Genomic DNA, 13,972 nt, shown 5'->3' with positions numbered 1-13,972 from the left:
CCCTGCCTGGTGGTTACTCTCGATGTACAGGCGCAGAGAACCGTCAGAGGACTCAGCGCTTCGCCCCGTGCGAATAAGGAGTCACAGCATGTTCGAGAGATTCACGGACCGAGCCCGTCGAGTGGTCGTCCTCGCCCAAGAAGAGGCGAAGATGCTCAACCACAACTACATCGGCACCGAGCACATCCTGCTCGGTCTCATCCACGAGGGCGAGGGCGTCGCCGCCAAGGCGCTCGAAAGTCTCGGCATCTCCCTCGACGCGGTGCGCGAGCAGGTGCAGGACATCATCGGCCAGGGTCAGCAGCAGCCGACCGGCCACATCCCGTTCACCCCGCGCGCCAAGAAGGTGCTCGAGCTCAGCCTCCGCGAGGCCCTCCAGCTCGGCCACAACTACATCGGCACCGAGCACATCCTGCTCGGCCTCATCCGCGAGGGTGAGGGCGTCGCGGCCCAGGTGCTCGTCAAGCTCGGCGCCGACCTCAACAAGGTCCGCCAGCAGGTCATCCAACTGCTCTCCGGCGCTCCCGGCCGCGAGCCGGCCTCCGTCGGTGCGCAGACGAACGACTCGCCGGCCGGCACCCAGGGTGGGTCGGCCGTGCTCGACCAGTTCGGCCGCAACCTCACGCAGGCCGCGCGCGACAACAAGCTCGACCCGGTGATCGGGCGCGAGAAGGAGGCGGAGCGGGTCATGCAGATCCTCTCCCGTCGCTCCAAGAACAACCCCGTCCTGATCGGCGAGCCCGGCGTCGGCAAGACCGCCGTCGTCGAGGGTCTGGCCCAGGCGATCGTCAAGGGCGATGTGCCCGAGACGCTGAAGGACAAGCAGCTCTACTCGCTCGACCTCGGCTCGCTCATCGCCGGTTCCCGCTACCGCGGTGACTTCGAGGAGCGCCTGAAGAAGGTCACCAAGGAGATCCGCACGCGCGGCGACATCATCGTCTTCATCGACGAGATCCACACCCTCGTGGGTGCGGGTGCTGCCGAGGGCGCGATCGACGCGGCCAGCATCCTCAAGCCGCTCCTCGCTCGTGGCGAGCTCCAGACCATCGGCGCCACCACGCTCGACGAGTACCGCAAGCACTTCGAGAAGGATGCCGCGCTCGAGCGCCGCTTCCAGCCGGTGCAGGTCAACGAGCCCACGCTGCCGCACGCGATCAACATCCTCAAGGGACTGCGCGACCGCTACGAGGCGCACCACAAGGTGCAGATCACCGATGGCGCGATCGTGGCCGCGGCGAACCTCGCCGATCGCTACGTCTCCGACCGGTTCCTCCCGGACAAGGCCATCGATCTGATCGACGAGGCCGGCGCCCGCCTGCGTCTGTCGATCCTGTCGAGCCCGCCCGAGCTGCGCGAGTTCGACGAGAAGATCGCCGCCGTGCGCGAGCAGAAGGAGCTGGCGTCGGAGGAGCAGGACTTCGAGAAGGCCGCGTCGCTGCGCGATGAGGAGAAGAGCCTCCTCGCCGAGCGTCTGCGTCTCGAGAAGCAGTGGCGTGCGGGCGACGTCGCGACCTCCGCTGTCGTCGACGAGGGTCTGATCGCCGAGGTGCTCGCACAGGCCACCGGCATCCCCGTCTTCAAGCTCACGGAGGAGGAGTCCAGCCGACTCGTCTTCATGGAGAAGGCCCTGCACCAGCGCGTCATCGGTCAGGAGGAGGCGATCGCCGCCCTCTCCAAGACGATCCGCCGTCAGCGTGCCGGCCTCAAGGACCCGAAGCGCCCCTCGGGCTCGTTCATCTTCGCCGGCCCCACGGGTGTCGGAAAGACCGAGCTCGCCAAGGCGCTCGCCGAGTTCCTGTTCGACGACGAGGCAGCGCTGATCTCGCTCGACATGAGCGAGTTCGGTGAGAAGCACACCGTCTCGCGTCTGTTCGGTGCCCCTCCCGGGTTCGTCGGATTCGAAGAGGGCGGCCAGCTCACCGAGAAGGTGCGGCGCAAGCCGTTCAGCGTGGTGCTCTTCGACGAGATCGAGAAGGCCCACCCGGACATCTTCAACTCGCTGCTGCAGATCCTGGAAGAGGGTCGTCTCACCGACGGTCAGGGTCGGATCGTGGACTTCAAGAACACGGTCATCATCATGACCACCAACCTCGGTGCGCGTGACATCGCCGGCGGTCCCGTCGGCTTCCAGATCGAGGGCAACGACTCGACCAGTTACGACCGGATGAAGGGCAAGGTGAACGAGGAGCTCAAGCGGCACTTCAAGCCCGAGTTCCTGAACCGTGTCGACGACATCATCGTGTTCCCGCAGCTGAGCAAGACCGAGCTGGTGCAGATCGTCGATCTGTTCACCAAGCGTCTCGGCGAGCGTCTGCTGGACCGCGACATGACGATCGAGCTGTCGCAGTCGGCCAAGGAGCGCCTCATCGAGATCGGCTTCGACCCGGCGCTCGGCGCCCGTCCGCTGCGTCGCGCGATGCAGCACGAGATCGAGGACCGCCTGTCGGAGAAGATCCTGCACGGCGAGCTCAACTCGGGCGACCACGTGAAGGTCGACGCGAAGGACGGGGAGTTCCTGTTCGAGCACGGCCCGCGCGGCGAGAAGGTCGCGGTCGGTGTCAACACCGGCGGCGGCGCGATCGCCGGCACCCCCGACCTGGCGGTCGCCAGCGGGGAGTGACCCAGCCTGAATCACGGAAGGGGCGGATGCTGCGGCATCCGCCCCTTTCCTGTGCGCGGTACAGGTGCCGCCGGGGCGCGGGTTCTAGGCTTGACCCGTGAGTGAGTACATCGTCCGGCCGGCGCGCAGCGCCGACGTCATCGGCATCCGGAACCTCCTGCAGCCGCTCGTCGAGCAGCGCATCCTCCTCGGCAAGGACCTCGCGGTGCTCTACGGCTCCGTGCAGGAGTTCGTCGTCGCGGAGGCCGACGGGGTGCTGATCGGCTGCGGCGCCCTGCACGTGATCTGGGAGGACCTGGGCGAGGTGCGCACCCTGCTGGTGCGCGATGACTGGCTGCACCACGGAGTCGGTCGCGCCATCGTCGATCGACTCGAGGAGACGGCCAGGATGCTCGGTCTGTCGCGCCTCTTCTGCCTCACGTTCGAGGTCGAGTTCTTCACCCGCCGCGGCTTCACCCCGATCGGCGAGCAGGTCGTCGACCCCGATGTGTACTCGCAGCTGCTGCGCAGCGGTGACGCCGGTGTCGAGGAGTTCCTCGACCTCGCGCACGTCAAGCCGAACACGCTCGGCAACACCCGCATGCTCAAGGTGCTCTGAACCGCCCACCTCGATGCGCGGACTGCCCTCGCGCCCTCCCAGGAAGCGGTGACCGGATCGCTTAGCCTGGAGGCATGCCCCGTCCTTCCGCTGCCGTCTACCGCCGTCGGCGACTGGTCGTGGTCTCGGGGCTCATCCTGCTCATCGCCGCCATCGGCATCGGTGCCTGGCTGCTGATCGCGCAGCCGTGGGCCGCGGCGGACACGGCGTCGAAGCCGCCCGCGTCGCCCTCGACCTCCCCGACGACCACGTCGCCGACGGCCGGAACCGATGCGCCCACGCCCGGTCCGACATCGGCAGAGACCCCGGCGATCGCGGCGTGCGAGGCGAAGGATGTCGAGGTCACGGCCGTGACCGACGCGGAGACGTACGCAGCCGGAGTCCTGCCGAAGCTCTCGATCTCGCTGACCAACAAGGGCACGAAGGACTGCACGATCGACGTCGGTTCGACGACCCAGGTCTTCACCGTCTCCAGCGGCTCCGACGTGTGGTGGCGCTCGACGGACTGCCAGGAGAACCCGAGCAGCATGATCGCCACGCTCACGGCGGGCACGACGGTCACCAGCAAGGACCCGGTCACATGGGACCGCACGCGTTCGAGCGTCGAGACCTGCGCGCAGGAGAACCGTCAGCGCGCGCCCGGCGGGGGAGCCTCGTACCACGTCGAGGTCTCGATCGGCGGCTTCACGAGCCCGACGACCACGCAGATCCTGCTGTACTGACGCCCCTCCGGAGTTCGAAGCGGTCCCGGCGGGGAGCCTACGAATCGCGTGGCGGTGTGCGGGATCCGGTACGGATCGCGGCGACCTCGACGTCCTTCGCCCCCTGGTGCTGACAGGTGCTCGTCTTTGGGATACCATTGAGGTGACTCTCCGCATCATGCGGCAACATGCCATCCCCAGTGGCGTCGAACTACAGCGTCCCCAGCGCTTCGACATCGCCGCTCGAGAGTCCGAGGGCCCTCTCGAGTACCCCAGTCCCCAATGGAGGACTCGAGAGGGCCCCAATCGTATCCACGGCCGAATCGGCGCGCGGTGCTGTGCGCCGTGAATAAGCTGGAGCCATGGCAGCGAAGAAGGCGAAGTCCGCGAAGAACAAGCCCGCACCCGAGGACTTCCGGTCGGAGGCCCTGGCGCAGGCCCTCGAGAAGCAGGACGTCGCCGCGGTCGCTCTCGCCCTCCGCAACGGCACCACGGTCGTGCCGCTGATCAAGCCGGGTGCGCGGGACAATCCGCTCGACAGCGGTGAGGTCTGGACCTACCGCGACCCGAAGACCGGCGACCTCGCGCTGCTGCTGTTCAGCGACGCGAAGAACAAGCCCGCGAACCTGCCTCCCGGCGTCGGCATCTACACGGCGGACTGGCTGCGGAAGTTCCTCGCCGCGCACCCGATCACGACGGTGTTCCTCGACATCGCCGGTCCGCACCCCATGCAGGCCGAGCCCGCGGAGCTGCTCAAGGCCCTCGACGCCTGACGCGCGGCGCGGTCAGAACGGCGGGATGTCGCGGTCGGCGCGGCGGGACGTGTTGCGTGCCCGCACATCTCCGAGTGCCGCGCGGAGCGTCTTCGACCGATCGTCGACGACCTGCTCGTAGCCGAGCCGTGCCGCCTCCGTCCGTCGTTGCGCCGCCTGGGTCACCGGGCGGATCTCGCCGGCCAGGCTGAGCTCGCCGACCGCCGCGACCGTGCGGGGCACCGAGATCTGCTGGATGGATCCTGCCACCGCGATCGCGATCGCCAGGTCGGCCGCGGGCTCCGTGAAGCGCACGCCTCCCACGGTCGACACGTAGACGTCGAGGCTGCCGGTGGGGATGCCCGCCCGGCGCTCGAGGATCGCCAGCACCATCGCGACCCGCGAGGAGTCGAGGCCGTGCACGATGCGGCGCGGGTTCGGCGCGTTGCTGGGCACCGTGAGCGCCTGCACCTCCACCGGGAGTGCTCGGCGGCCCTCCAGCGAGATCGCGACGCAGGTCCCCGGCTCGGTCGCGCCCTGGGAGAGGAAGAGGCCGGAGGGGTCGGGCACCTCGGCGATGCCGTCGCCGGTCATCTCGAAGCAGCCGACCTCGTCGGTCGGTCCGAAGCGGTTCTTGAGAGCCCGGATGAAGCGCAGCGACGTCTGCCGGTCGCCCTCGAAATGACACACGACGTCGACCAGGTGCTCGAGCACCCGGGGGCCGGCGACCTGACCGTCTTTCGTGACGTGGCCGACGAGGATGATCGGCAGGTCGCGGTCCTTCGCGATGCGGATCAGCGTCGCCGCGACCTCGCGCACCTGGCTCGGCTGCCCGGCGGCGCCATCGATCAGCGACGACGAGACCGTCTGCACGGAGTCGACGATCACGAGTTGCGGCTTCACCTCGTCGATGTGTCCGAGAATGGTGGCCAGGTCGGTCTCGCTCGCCAGGTACAGCTCGTCGTGCAGGGCGCCGGTGCGCTCGGCACGCAGCCGCACCTGACCGGGAGACTCCTCGGCGCTCGCGTACAGCACGCGGCGCCCTCCGCGCGCGGCCTGGGCGGCGACCTCGAGCAGCAGCGTCGACTTGCCGACGCCGGGTTCACCGCTGAGGAGGATGGCCGCGCCGGGCACGATGCCGCCCCCGAGCACGCGGTCGAACTCGCCGACGCCGCTCGAACGGCGCGGAGCATCCTGCGTCGTGATCTGCGTGATCGGTCGCGCGGCGCGTTCAGCGGTCGGCGCGACCGGGCCCACACGGCGGAGGATGCCGGTCTGCGCCGCCTGCTCCTGCACCGTGCCCCACTGCTGGCACTCGCCGCAGCGCCCGACCCACTTGGCGGTCGTCCACCCGCATTCCGTGCACACGTAGGCAGGGGGAGCGGGTTTTCGGGTGGCCATGCCCCCAGGCTATCGGCGGGATCGGACATCCCTATCGACCAGGTGATTATTCACGGCCCAACCTCTCGTACCGCGCCCGTGCCCACGCAATAATGAAGTCATGGCCAACGGCGGGCCCGTCTGCGGGCCGATCTCGAGCTACTCCCGGGTGCGAATCCTGCACTTGCTCTTCGAAGCGGGAAGCTCGCGGACCCGGGCCGAGCTCACGATCGCCGAGCTGTGCGACGCCACCGGGCTGCACCCGAACACGGTCCGCGAGCACCTGCAGCGCCTCATCGAGGGCGGCTACGTGATCCCCACCGTCGAGCACCGCACGACCAGAGGGCGTCCGCGCACCATGTACAGCGCGGCGACCGGGGCCCCCGGCGCGTCGAGTCCGGTCGCCCGCGACAAGGCCAAGGCTGCCGCACGCCGCGGAGACCTCATGCGGAGCATGCTCCCCGACGCGGCCTCCGACCTCGGTCGCGAGGCCACCTACCAGCTCGACGCCCTCGTCGAGCACCTGGAGGAGAGCGGATTCGAGCCCGTCGTCGACGACCGCGGCCTCACGATCGACCTCAGCCCCTGCCCGCACGCCGCCGGTCGCCCGGAAGACCGGCCGACCCTCTGCCAGGTTCATCTCGACCTCATGCAGAGCGTGCTCAACGAGGCCGGCGGACCCCTGGAAGCCGAGCGAGTGCACGATGCCGTGCTGCCGTCGGACTGCACCGTGCAGCTGCGCGACACCACCGCGCAGCTGGTCGAGATAACGGGGCGGCTGCGTCACAGCACGAGGCAGCGGCCACAGAGAACAGGAGTCGTGCATGGAATGGCTTGATCCGCTCGTCCTCTCCCGATGGCAGTTCGGGCTGACGACCGTCTACCACTACCTGTTCGTCCCCCTCACGATCGGCATGGCGCTCGTCGCCGCGATCTTCCAGACCGCCTGGGTGCGCACCGGCAAGGTCCAGTACCTGCACCTGACCCGCTTCTTCGGGAAGATCTTCCTCATCAACTTCGCCATGGGCGTCGTCACCGGCATCGTGCAGGAGTTCCAGTTCGGCATGAACTGGTCGGACTACTCCCGCTTCGTCGGCGACGTGTTCGGCGCCCCGCTCGCCTTCGAGGGCCTGTTCGCCTTCTTCTTCGAGGCGACCTTCATCGGGTTGTGGATCTTCGGCTGGGACAAGCTCCCGCAGAAGCTGCACCTGGCCACGATCTGGTGCGTGTCGATCGGCAGCATCCTGTCGGCGTACTTCATCATCGCGGCCAACGCGTTCATGCAGAACCCGGTCGGCTACACGTTCAACCCCGAGACCAACCGGGCCGAGCTCACCGACTTCTGGGCGCTGCTGACCAACCCGGTCGCGCTCGCGGCGTTCCCGCACACGATCTTCGGCGCGCTGATGTTCGCCGCCGGCGTCGTCATCTCGGTCTCCGCCTGGCACCTGGCCCGCGGGCAGCACTTCGACACCATGCGCATCTCGCTCAAGTTCGGGCTGTGGGCCATGATCGTCTCCACCGCCGGCGTGGTGCTCACGGGCGACCAGCTCGGGCTCGCGATGTACGCCGCGCAGCCGATGAAGATGGCGGCCGCGGAGGCGACCTTCAACACCGTCTGCGGTCCGGACGCCTCGTTCAGCATCTTCACGCTGGGGACGCCGGACGGGAGTTCCGAGCTGTTCTCGATCAGGGTGCCGTATCTGCTGTCCCTGTTGTCCACGCACACCCTCGATGCGTGCGTGCACGGCATCAATGATCTGAACGCCGAGTACAGCCAGACCTACGCGGCCACCGGACTGACCGACTTCGCCCCGATCCTGTGGATCACGTACTGGGCGTTCCGCTGGATGATCGGCCTGGGCATCGCCGCGGCGCTCGTCGCCGTCGCCGGCCTGTGGCTCACCCGCAAGGGCGCCAAGAAGCCCCCGGCGCCCTGGATGTGGAAGCTCGCGATCTGGTCGTTCCCGCTCGCCCTCGCCGCCAACATCATGGGCTGGGTCTTCACGGAGATGGGCAGACAGCCCTGGATCGTGTTCGGGTTGATGACCACTCAGGACGGTGTCTCGCCGGGTGTCAGCGGGGTCGAGGTGCTCATCTCGCTGATCACCTTCACGGCGATCTACGCCGCGCTCGCCGTCGTCGAGATCCGCCTCATCATCCGGGCCGCGCAGAAGGGGCCCGACACCGAAGAGCAACCACATGACGAGACGGCTCAGCTGCCGTCGGTCGTCTACTGAGAGGGAGGAGCATCATGGATCTCGCAACACTCTGGTTCTGGATCGTCGCCTTCCTCTTCGTGGGCTACTTCGTCCTCGACGGGTTCGACTTCGGCGTCGGCATGTCCCTGCCGTTCCTCGGCAAGAACGACGTCTCGCGGCGTCAGGTCATCAACACCATCGGCCCGGTGTGGGACCTCAACGAGACCTGGGTCATCGTCGCCGGGGCCTGTCTGTTCGCGTCGTTCCCCGAGTGGTACGCCACGCTGTTCAGCGGGTTCTACCTGCCGCTGCTGCTGATCCTGCTCGCGTTGATCCTGCGCGGCGTCTCGTTCGAGTACCGGCATCAGCGCGAGAGCGCGGCGTGGAAGCGCGGCTTCGACCGGATGATCGTGATCGGGTCCGCCGTGCCGGCGCTGCTCTGGGGCGTCGCGTTCGGAAACATCGTGCAGGGTGTCGCGATCGACGAGAACCACATCTACGTCGGCGGCTTCTTCGCCCTGCTCAACCCGTACGCCCTGCTGGTCGGCATCACCACGCTGCTCCTGTTCTTCCTGCACGGCGTGCTGTTCGTGGCCCTCAAGACCGACGGCCAGGTGCATGAGGACGCGCAGCGTCTGGCGAAGGTCGCGGCGATCCCGACGGTGCTCGCCGCCGCGGGCACGGTCGTCTGGACGATCGGGATCGCGGCCGGCCGGGACGCCCCGCTGCTGTGGCTCGTCGTGGTGACGGGTGCGCTCGCCGCGGTGTCGCTGCTGAGCGCGGTGGTGCTGTCGATGCGCAAGTTCGACGGTCGTGCCTTCTTCGCCGGCATGCTCACCGTGCTGTTCGCCGTCGTGATGCTGTTCTCGGCCCTGTTCCCGTACGTGATGCCGTCCACGATCGACCCGGCCTTCAGCCTCACGATCGCCAACGCGTCGAGCACGCCGTACACGTTGCAGATCATGAGCTGGACCGCGCTGGTGGCCATGCCGCTCGTGATCGCCTACCAGGCATGGACGTACTGGGTGTTTCGCAAGCGCGTCACCCGGAAGTCCATCGAGGGGGCGCCGGCGCACGCGTGAAACCCGTCGACCCGAGACTGCTGAGATACGCGGGTGCCGCGAGGGGGTTCCTCGCGGCATCCGCGTTGATCGGCGTCGTCCAGACCGCCGTCGTCATCGTGTTCGCCTGGCTGCTGACGGATGCCGTCACCGGGGCGCTCGCAGGCCGTGACGTCACCTCGTCGCTCATCTGGCTCCTGCTGACGGCGCTGCTGCGGGGACTGCTGATCGCGGCCTCGGACGCCGCGGGGACCCGCGCCGCCGCGAAGACCGGGATGCAGCTGCGCGCCGCCTTGATCGCCGCCGTGGGGCGACTCGGACCGGGCTGGCTGGCGCAGCGTAATCAGACGGCGTTGGCGGTCACCGCGGGCCACGGACTGGAGGCGCTCGACGCCTACTTCGCCCGCTACATCCCGCAGCTCGTGCTCACCGTGATCGCGACGCCCGTGCTCGTCGCCGTCATGTGGTGGCAGGACTGGCCGAGCGGACTCACCGCGATCATCACCCTGCCCCTCATCCCGCTGTTCCTCATCCTGATCGGCATGGCGACCCGCACCGTGCAGAAGCGGCAGTGGCAGACGTTGCAGCACCTCGCCGCCCGGTTCGCCGACACCGTGCAGGGGCTGTCGACGCTGCGGTTGTTCGGCCGGGACCGCCGGGCGGCCGACCGTATCGAGGTCACGGCGGACGAGTACCGACGCGAGACCATGAAGGTGCTGCGGTACTCGTTCCTCTCGGGCTTCGCGATGGAGCTGCTGGCCTCGCTCGCGGTGGCGCTGATCGCGGTGGGCGTGGGATTCCGGCTGCTGTCGGGCGACCTGACGCTCGAGGTGGGGCTGTTCGTGCTGCTGCTCGCGCCCGAGGCGTTCCTGCCGATCCGCCAGGTGGGCGTGCAGTTCCACGCGGCCGCCGAGGGGGTCGCCGCGACCGAGGACGTGTTCGACGTGCTGGATGCCGCGGGAGAGCGCGCCCGGGCGTCCGAGGGCGTCGGCGGGCGGGACGAGACCCGTCCTCTCCGTGCGCGAGGCGTCGACGGGCCCCCGGAAGCGCGCATGCCCCCGGGGATCGACCGGGCCCTCGTTGTCGAGGAGCTCCGGGTGCGCGATCTGCCGCCCGTGTCCTTCACCGCCGAGCCCGGGAGCATCACCCTGATCGAGGGGCCGAGCGGATCGGGGAAGTCCTCGTTGCTCGCGGCGCTGCGGGGCGCGGTCGACCACGACGGAGTGGCCGTGTTCGCCGGCCAGGACCTGCGCGCGTTCTCGCCCGCCGACTGGCTCGCCTGGGCCGGACAGGCTCCGGGGCTCACGCGCGGGACCGTCGCGGCGAACGTCGCGCTCGGCGACCCGGCCCCCGACGATGACCGTGTCCGCGCCGCGCTCGACGCCGCGTGCGCCGAGACCATCGACCCGACGCTCGAGCTCGGCGTGCAGGGCAGCGGGCTGTCGGGCGGGCAGGCGCAGCGGGTCGCGGTGGCGAGAGCCCTCTACCGGCACGCCGCCGACCCCGGGCGTGTGCTCGCGCTCGATGAGCCGTCGAGTGCACTCGACCCCGCGACCGAGGAACGGCTGTGGGGTTCGCTGCGCGCGAGGGCGGATGCCGGGGCGACGATCCTCCTCGTGTCCCACCGCCGAACGGCACGCGACATCGCCGATCGGATCGTGGCGCTGGGGGTGAGCGCATGACCCTTCGACCCGCTCAGGTGATCGGGGAGACGCGTCGTCAGCGGATCCGGGAGGTGCTCCGTCTCGCGCAGCCGCCGATCGGGCGATTCCTGCCCGGACTGATCTGGGGCGTGCTGTCCGCCGGTGCCGCCGTGAGCCTGCTCGCGGTCAGCGGCTGGCTCATCGTGAGCGCCTCCATCGTCGACTCGCTGGTGCCGCTGTCGATCGCGGTCGTCGGGGTGCGGTTCTTCGCCGTGACCCGGGCGGTCACCCGCTACCTGGAGCGCCTCAGCGGACACGACGCGGCCCTCCGCCAACTGGCCTCCACCCGCGCCGACATGGTGCGCCGGCTGACCCCGCTCTCTCCCGCCGGGCTCGGCGCCACGGATCGCGGCAAGGTGCTCGCCGCGCTCGTGGACGACGTCGAGAACCTGCAGAATCTGCCGCTGCGTGTGGTGCAGCCGCTCGGAGTCGCGGCCCTCGTCGCCGTGGGGGCCGTGGGCTTCATCGCGTTCGTGTCGCCGCCGGCCGCCCTCACCCTGGCGGTCTGCCTGATCGTGGCCGCCGCGGCCGCCATCGGTCTGGGCTGGGTCTTCGGCTCCCGCGCGGAGGCGCTCGTGTCCGCCCGCCGCGCCGATCTCTCCGCCGCGCTCGTCGACTACTTCGGGAGCCTCGACGTGCTCCTGGCCTACGGCGCCGAGGAGCAGGCGCGTGCGCGGATCGCTGCCGCGGACGCGGAGCTGCGCCGGGTGGTCTCCCGAGCCTCCCTCGCCCAGGCCGTCGCCGCGGGCGTGGTCTCCGCTGTCGCCGGAGCGGCTTCCGTCTGGGCCCTCGCGGCGGCAGCGCCGGGCCTCGCCACCGGAGCCGTCGACGGTCCGTGGCTCGCGGTCGCGGTGCTGGTGCCGATGGTGGTGTTCGAGATCTTCGGCGCGGTGCCGATCGCCGCGGCATCCTGGCGCAGCGTCCGCTCCAGCGCCGAGCGCATCGTCGACGTGCTGCCGGAGCGGATGCCCGAGGAGCTCCGTCCGGACGCGGGGGAGGATGTCGAGATCGGCGGCACGCCCACGGTGCGACTGCACAGTGTCCGCGCCACCTGGCCGGGCGGCGCCCCGGCGCTGAAGGGTGTCGACCTCGATCTGCGGCCCGGCGAGCGCGTGCTGGTGGCAGGGCCGAGCGGGGCGGGCAAGAGCTCGCTCGCGGCGGCACTCGTCGGCTTCCTACGAGTCGAGGGCGAGTACCGGATCGACGGGCGCGACGCCGCAGGGCTGTCCGGTCCGGCGCTCCGGCGGATCATCGGGCTGTGCGAGCAGACCCCGCAGCTGTTCGACGAGGACATCCGCCAGAACCTGCTCTTCGCCCGTGACACGGCGACCGACGACGAACTGTATGCCGTGCTCGACCGCGTCGGACTCGGGGAGTGGACGCGGGAGCGGGGCGGCCTCGACGCACGAGTGGGCGATCGGGGAGCGCTGGTGTCGGGCGGGCAGGCTCAGCGCATCGCTCTGGCCCGTGCGCTGCTGCGCGGCTTCCCGGTGCTGGTGCTCGACGAGCCGACGGCCGGGGTCGACCCGGATGCGTCCGATGCGCTGCTGCGCGATCTGCTGGAGGCGGCGGGGGAGCAGTCGGTGCTGCTGATCTCGCACGTGGCGCCGCCCGCGGGCACGGTCGACCGGGTGGTGCGGCTCGAAGACGGCCGCACGGTCTGACCGCACCCGCGCGGGACGGTCACCAGTCGTGCACGGTCCCGTCGAGCAGACGGTTCACCGGCAGATACGCCTTCGTGTACTCGTGTCCGGCCGCGGCCGTCTCGTCGAGCTCGACCCCGAGGCCGGGCTGGTCACCCGGGTGCAGGAAGCCCTTGTCGAACGTGAACGACGTCTGGAACACCTCGAGCGTCTCGGCGTTGTGCGGCATGTACTCCTGGATGCCGAAGTTGTGGATCGCGAGGTCGAGGTGCAGCGCCGCGGCCATGCCGACCGGGGAGATGTCCGTCGGTCCGTGGATGCCGGAGCGGATGCCGTAGATCGCGGCGAAGTCGAGGAGCTTCTTCATCGCGGTGATGCCGCCGGTGTGGGTCACGGCCGAGCGCACGTAGTCGATCAGCCGCTCGGTGATGAGCGTCTGGTAGTCGAACACCGAGTTGAAGACCTCGCCGATCGCGAGCGGTGTGGTGGAGTGCTGGCGGACGAGGCGCAGCGCCGACTGGTCTTCGCCCGGGGTGCAGTCCTCGAGCCAGAACAGGTCGTAGGGCTCGATGTCCTTCGCGAACCGGGCGGCCTCGATCGGGGACATCCGGTGGTGGCCGTCGTGGAGGATGCGCAGGTCGGTGCCGAAGTCCTCGCGGATCTTCGCGAACACACCGGGCATGTGGTTCAGGTAGGTGCGGGTGTCCCAGCGCTCCTCGCTGGGGCGGTCACCCGAGCGCTTTGCGGGCTCGTAGTCGTAGCGCACGCCGGGTCCGGTCGACGAGACGCCGTAGATCTGGCCGAGGCCGGGCACGCCGGTCTGCACGCGGACGGCCGTGTAGCCGAGCTCCTCGTATCCGGTGATCGCGTTCTTGAGGGCGGCGTAATCGGTGCCGGAGGCGTGCGCGTAGACACGGACGCCCTCGCGGCTCGCACCGCCGAGCAGCTGGTAGAGCGGCATCCCGGCCTTCTTGGCCTTGATGTCCCACAGCGCCATGTCGACCGCGGCGATGGCTGCCATGGTGACCGGCCCGCGGCGCCAGTACGGTCCACGGTAGAGGTACTGCCAGGTGTCCTCGATCCGGTCCTCGTCGCGGCCGATCAGGGTCGAGGCGACGTGGTCGGCGAGGTAGGAGGCGACGGCGAGCTCGCGGCCGTTCAGGGTCGCGTCCCCCCAGCCGACGATGCCGTCGGAGGTCGTGATCTTGAGCGTGACGAAGTTGCGTCCGGGGCTGGTGATGTTGACGTCGACGAGCTCGATGGTCATGTCGTTTTCCTCGTTGTGATGTGGTGGGGGGGGGGGGGGGGGGTGG

11 protein-coding genes are annotated in these 13,972 nt (G+C 69.5%); 9 read left to right on the top strand and 2 right to left on the bottom strand.

The window, feature by feature from the left end:
• The first annotated feature begins 88 nt into the window (after nucleotides 1–88).
• The 4 genes from AC07VM_RS04840 (at nucleotide 89) to AC07VM_RS04825 (ending at nucleotide 4,692) form a co-directional block, all read left to right on the top strand.
• The gene (locus AC07VM_RS04840) at nucleotides 89–2,620 is read left to right on the top strand and encodes an ATP-dependent Clp protease ATP-binding subunit (protein ID WP_267416019.1); all 2,532 of its coding nucleotides are present in this window, start codon (nucleotides 89–91) and stop codon (nucleotides 2,618–2,620) included.
• A gap of 97 nt (nucleotides 2,621–2,717) precedes the next feature.
• The gene (locus AC07VM_RS04835) at nucleotides 2,718–3,218 is read left to right on the top strand and encodes an amino-acid N-acetyltransferase (RefSeq protein WP_267416018.1); all 501 of its coding nucleotides are present in this window, start codon (nucleotides 2,718–2,720) and stop codon (nucleotides 3,216–3,218) included.
• A 74-nt stretch (nucleotides 3,219–3,292) separates the two neighbouring features.
• Nucleotides 3,293–3,940 carry a hypothetical protein gene (locus tag AC07VM_RS04830; protein WP_494910194.1) on the top strand — a complete coding sequence of 216 codons (648 nt, stop codon included), beginning with the start codon at nucleotides 3,293–3,295 and terminating at the stop codon, nucleotides 3,938–3,940.
• A 341-nt stretch (nucleotides 3,941–4,281) separates the two neighbouring features.
• The gene (locus AC07VM_RS04825; protein ID WP_267416014.1) at nucleotides 4,282–4,692 is read left to right on the top strand and encodes a dehydrogenase; all 411 of its coding nucleotides are present in this window, start codon (nucleotides 4,282–4,284) and stop codon (nucleotides 4,690–4,692) included.
• 12 nt (nucleotides 4,693–4,704) lie between these two features.
• On the opposite strand, the gene radA is transcribed toward AC07VM_RS04825, so the two are convergent.
• Nucleotides 4,705–6,072, bottom strand: coding sequence for a DNA repair protein RadA (gene radA, locus AC07VM_RS04820; protein WP_494910193.1), 1,368 nt, complete (start codon nucleotides 6,070–6,072; stop codon nucleotides 4,705–4,707).
• A gap of 100 nt (nucleotides 6,073–6,172) precedes the next feature.
• Between radA and AC07VM_RS04815 the strand changes: the two genes are divergently transcribed.
• The 5 genes from AC07VM_RS04815 to cydC are packed head-to-tail and all read left to right on the top strand — an operon-like array spanning nucleotide 6,173 to nucleotide 12,680.
• A complete protein-coding gene (locus AC07VM_RS04815; RefSeq protein WP_267416011.1) occupies nucleotides 6,173–6,889 on the top strand; it encodes a helix-turn-helix transcriptional regulator in 717 nt (238 codons plus the stop codon).
• On the top strand, nucleotides 6,876–8,291 hold the full coding sequence (locus AC07VM_RS04810; RefSeq protein ID WP_267416010.1) for a cytochrome ubiquinol oxidase subunit I: 1,416 nt from the start codon (nucleotides 6,876–6,878) through the stop codon (nucleotides 8,289–8,291). The genes AC07VM_RS04815 and AC07VM_RS04810 overlap by 14 nt, the downstream gene beginning before the upstream one ends.
• A 14-nt stretch (nucleotides 8,292–8,305) precedes the next feature.
• Nucleotides 8,306–9,334, top strand: coding sequence for a cytochrome d ubiquinol oxidase subunit II (gene cydB / locus AC07VM_RS04805; protein ID WP_494910192.1), 1,029 nt, complete (start codon nucleotides 8,306–8,308; stop codon nucleotides 9,332–9,334).
• A complete protein-coding gene (cydD, locus tag AC07VM_RS04800) occupies nucleotides 9,331–10,995 on the top strand; it encodes a thiol reductant ABC exporter subunit CydD (protein WP_494910191.1) in 1,665 nt (554 codons plus the stop codon). Before cydB ends, cydD begins: the two co-directional genes overlap by 4 nt.
• The gene (gene cydC / locus AC07VM_RS04795; protein ID WP_494910190.1) at nucleotides 10,992–12,680 is read left to right on the top strand and encodes a thiol reductant ABC exporter subunit CydC; all 1,689 of its coding nucleotides are present in this window, start codon (nucleotides 10,992–10,994) and stop codon (nucleotides 12,678–12,680) included. Before cydD ends, cydC begins: the two co-directional genes overlap by 4 nt.
• Before the next feature lie 19 nt (nucleotides 12,681–12,699).
• Here the strand turns inward: cydC and manD are convergent, their stop codons facing one another.
• Entirely contained in the window at nucleotides 12,700–13,926 is a 1,227-nt protein-coding gene (manD, locus tag AC07VM_RS04790; RefSeq protein WP_267416006.1) for a D-mannonate dehydratase ManD, read from the bottom strand.
• Nucleotides 13,927–13,972 lie beyond the last annotated feature (46 nt).

The sequence above is a fragment of the Microbacterium sp. GW821-FHT01D02 genome (assembly GCF_059422585.1).
This window is presented reverse-complemented; position numbering and strand designations above follow the sequence as displayed.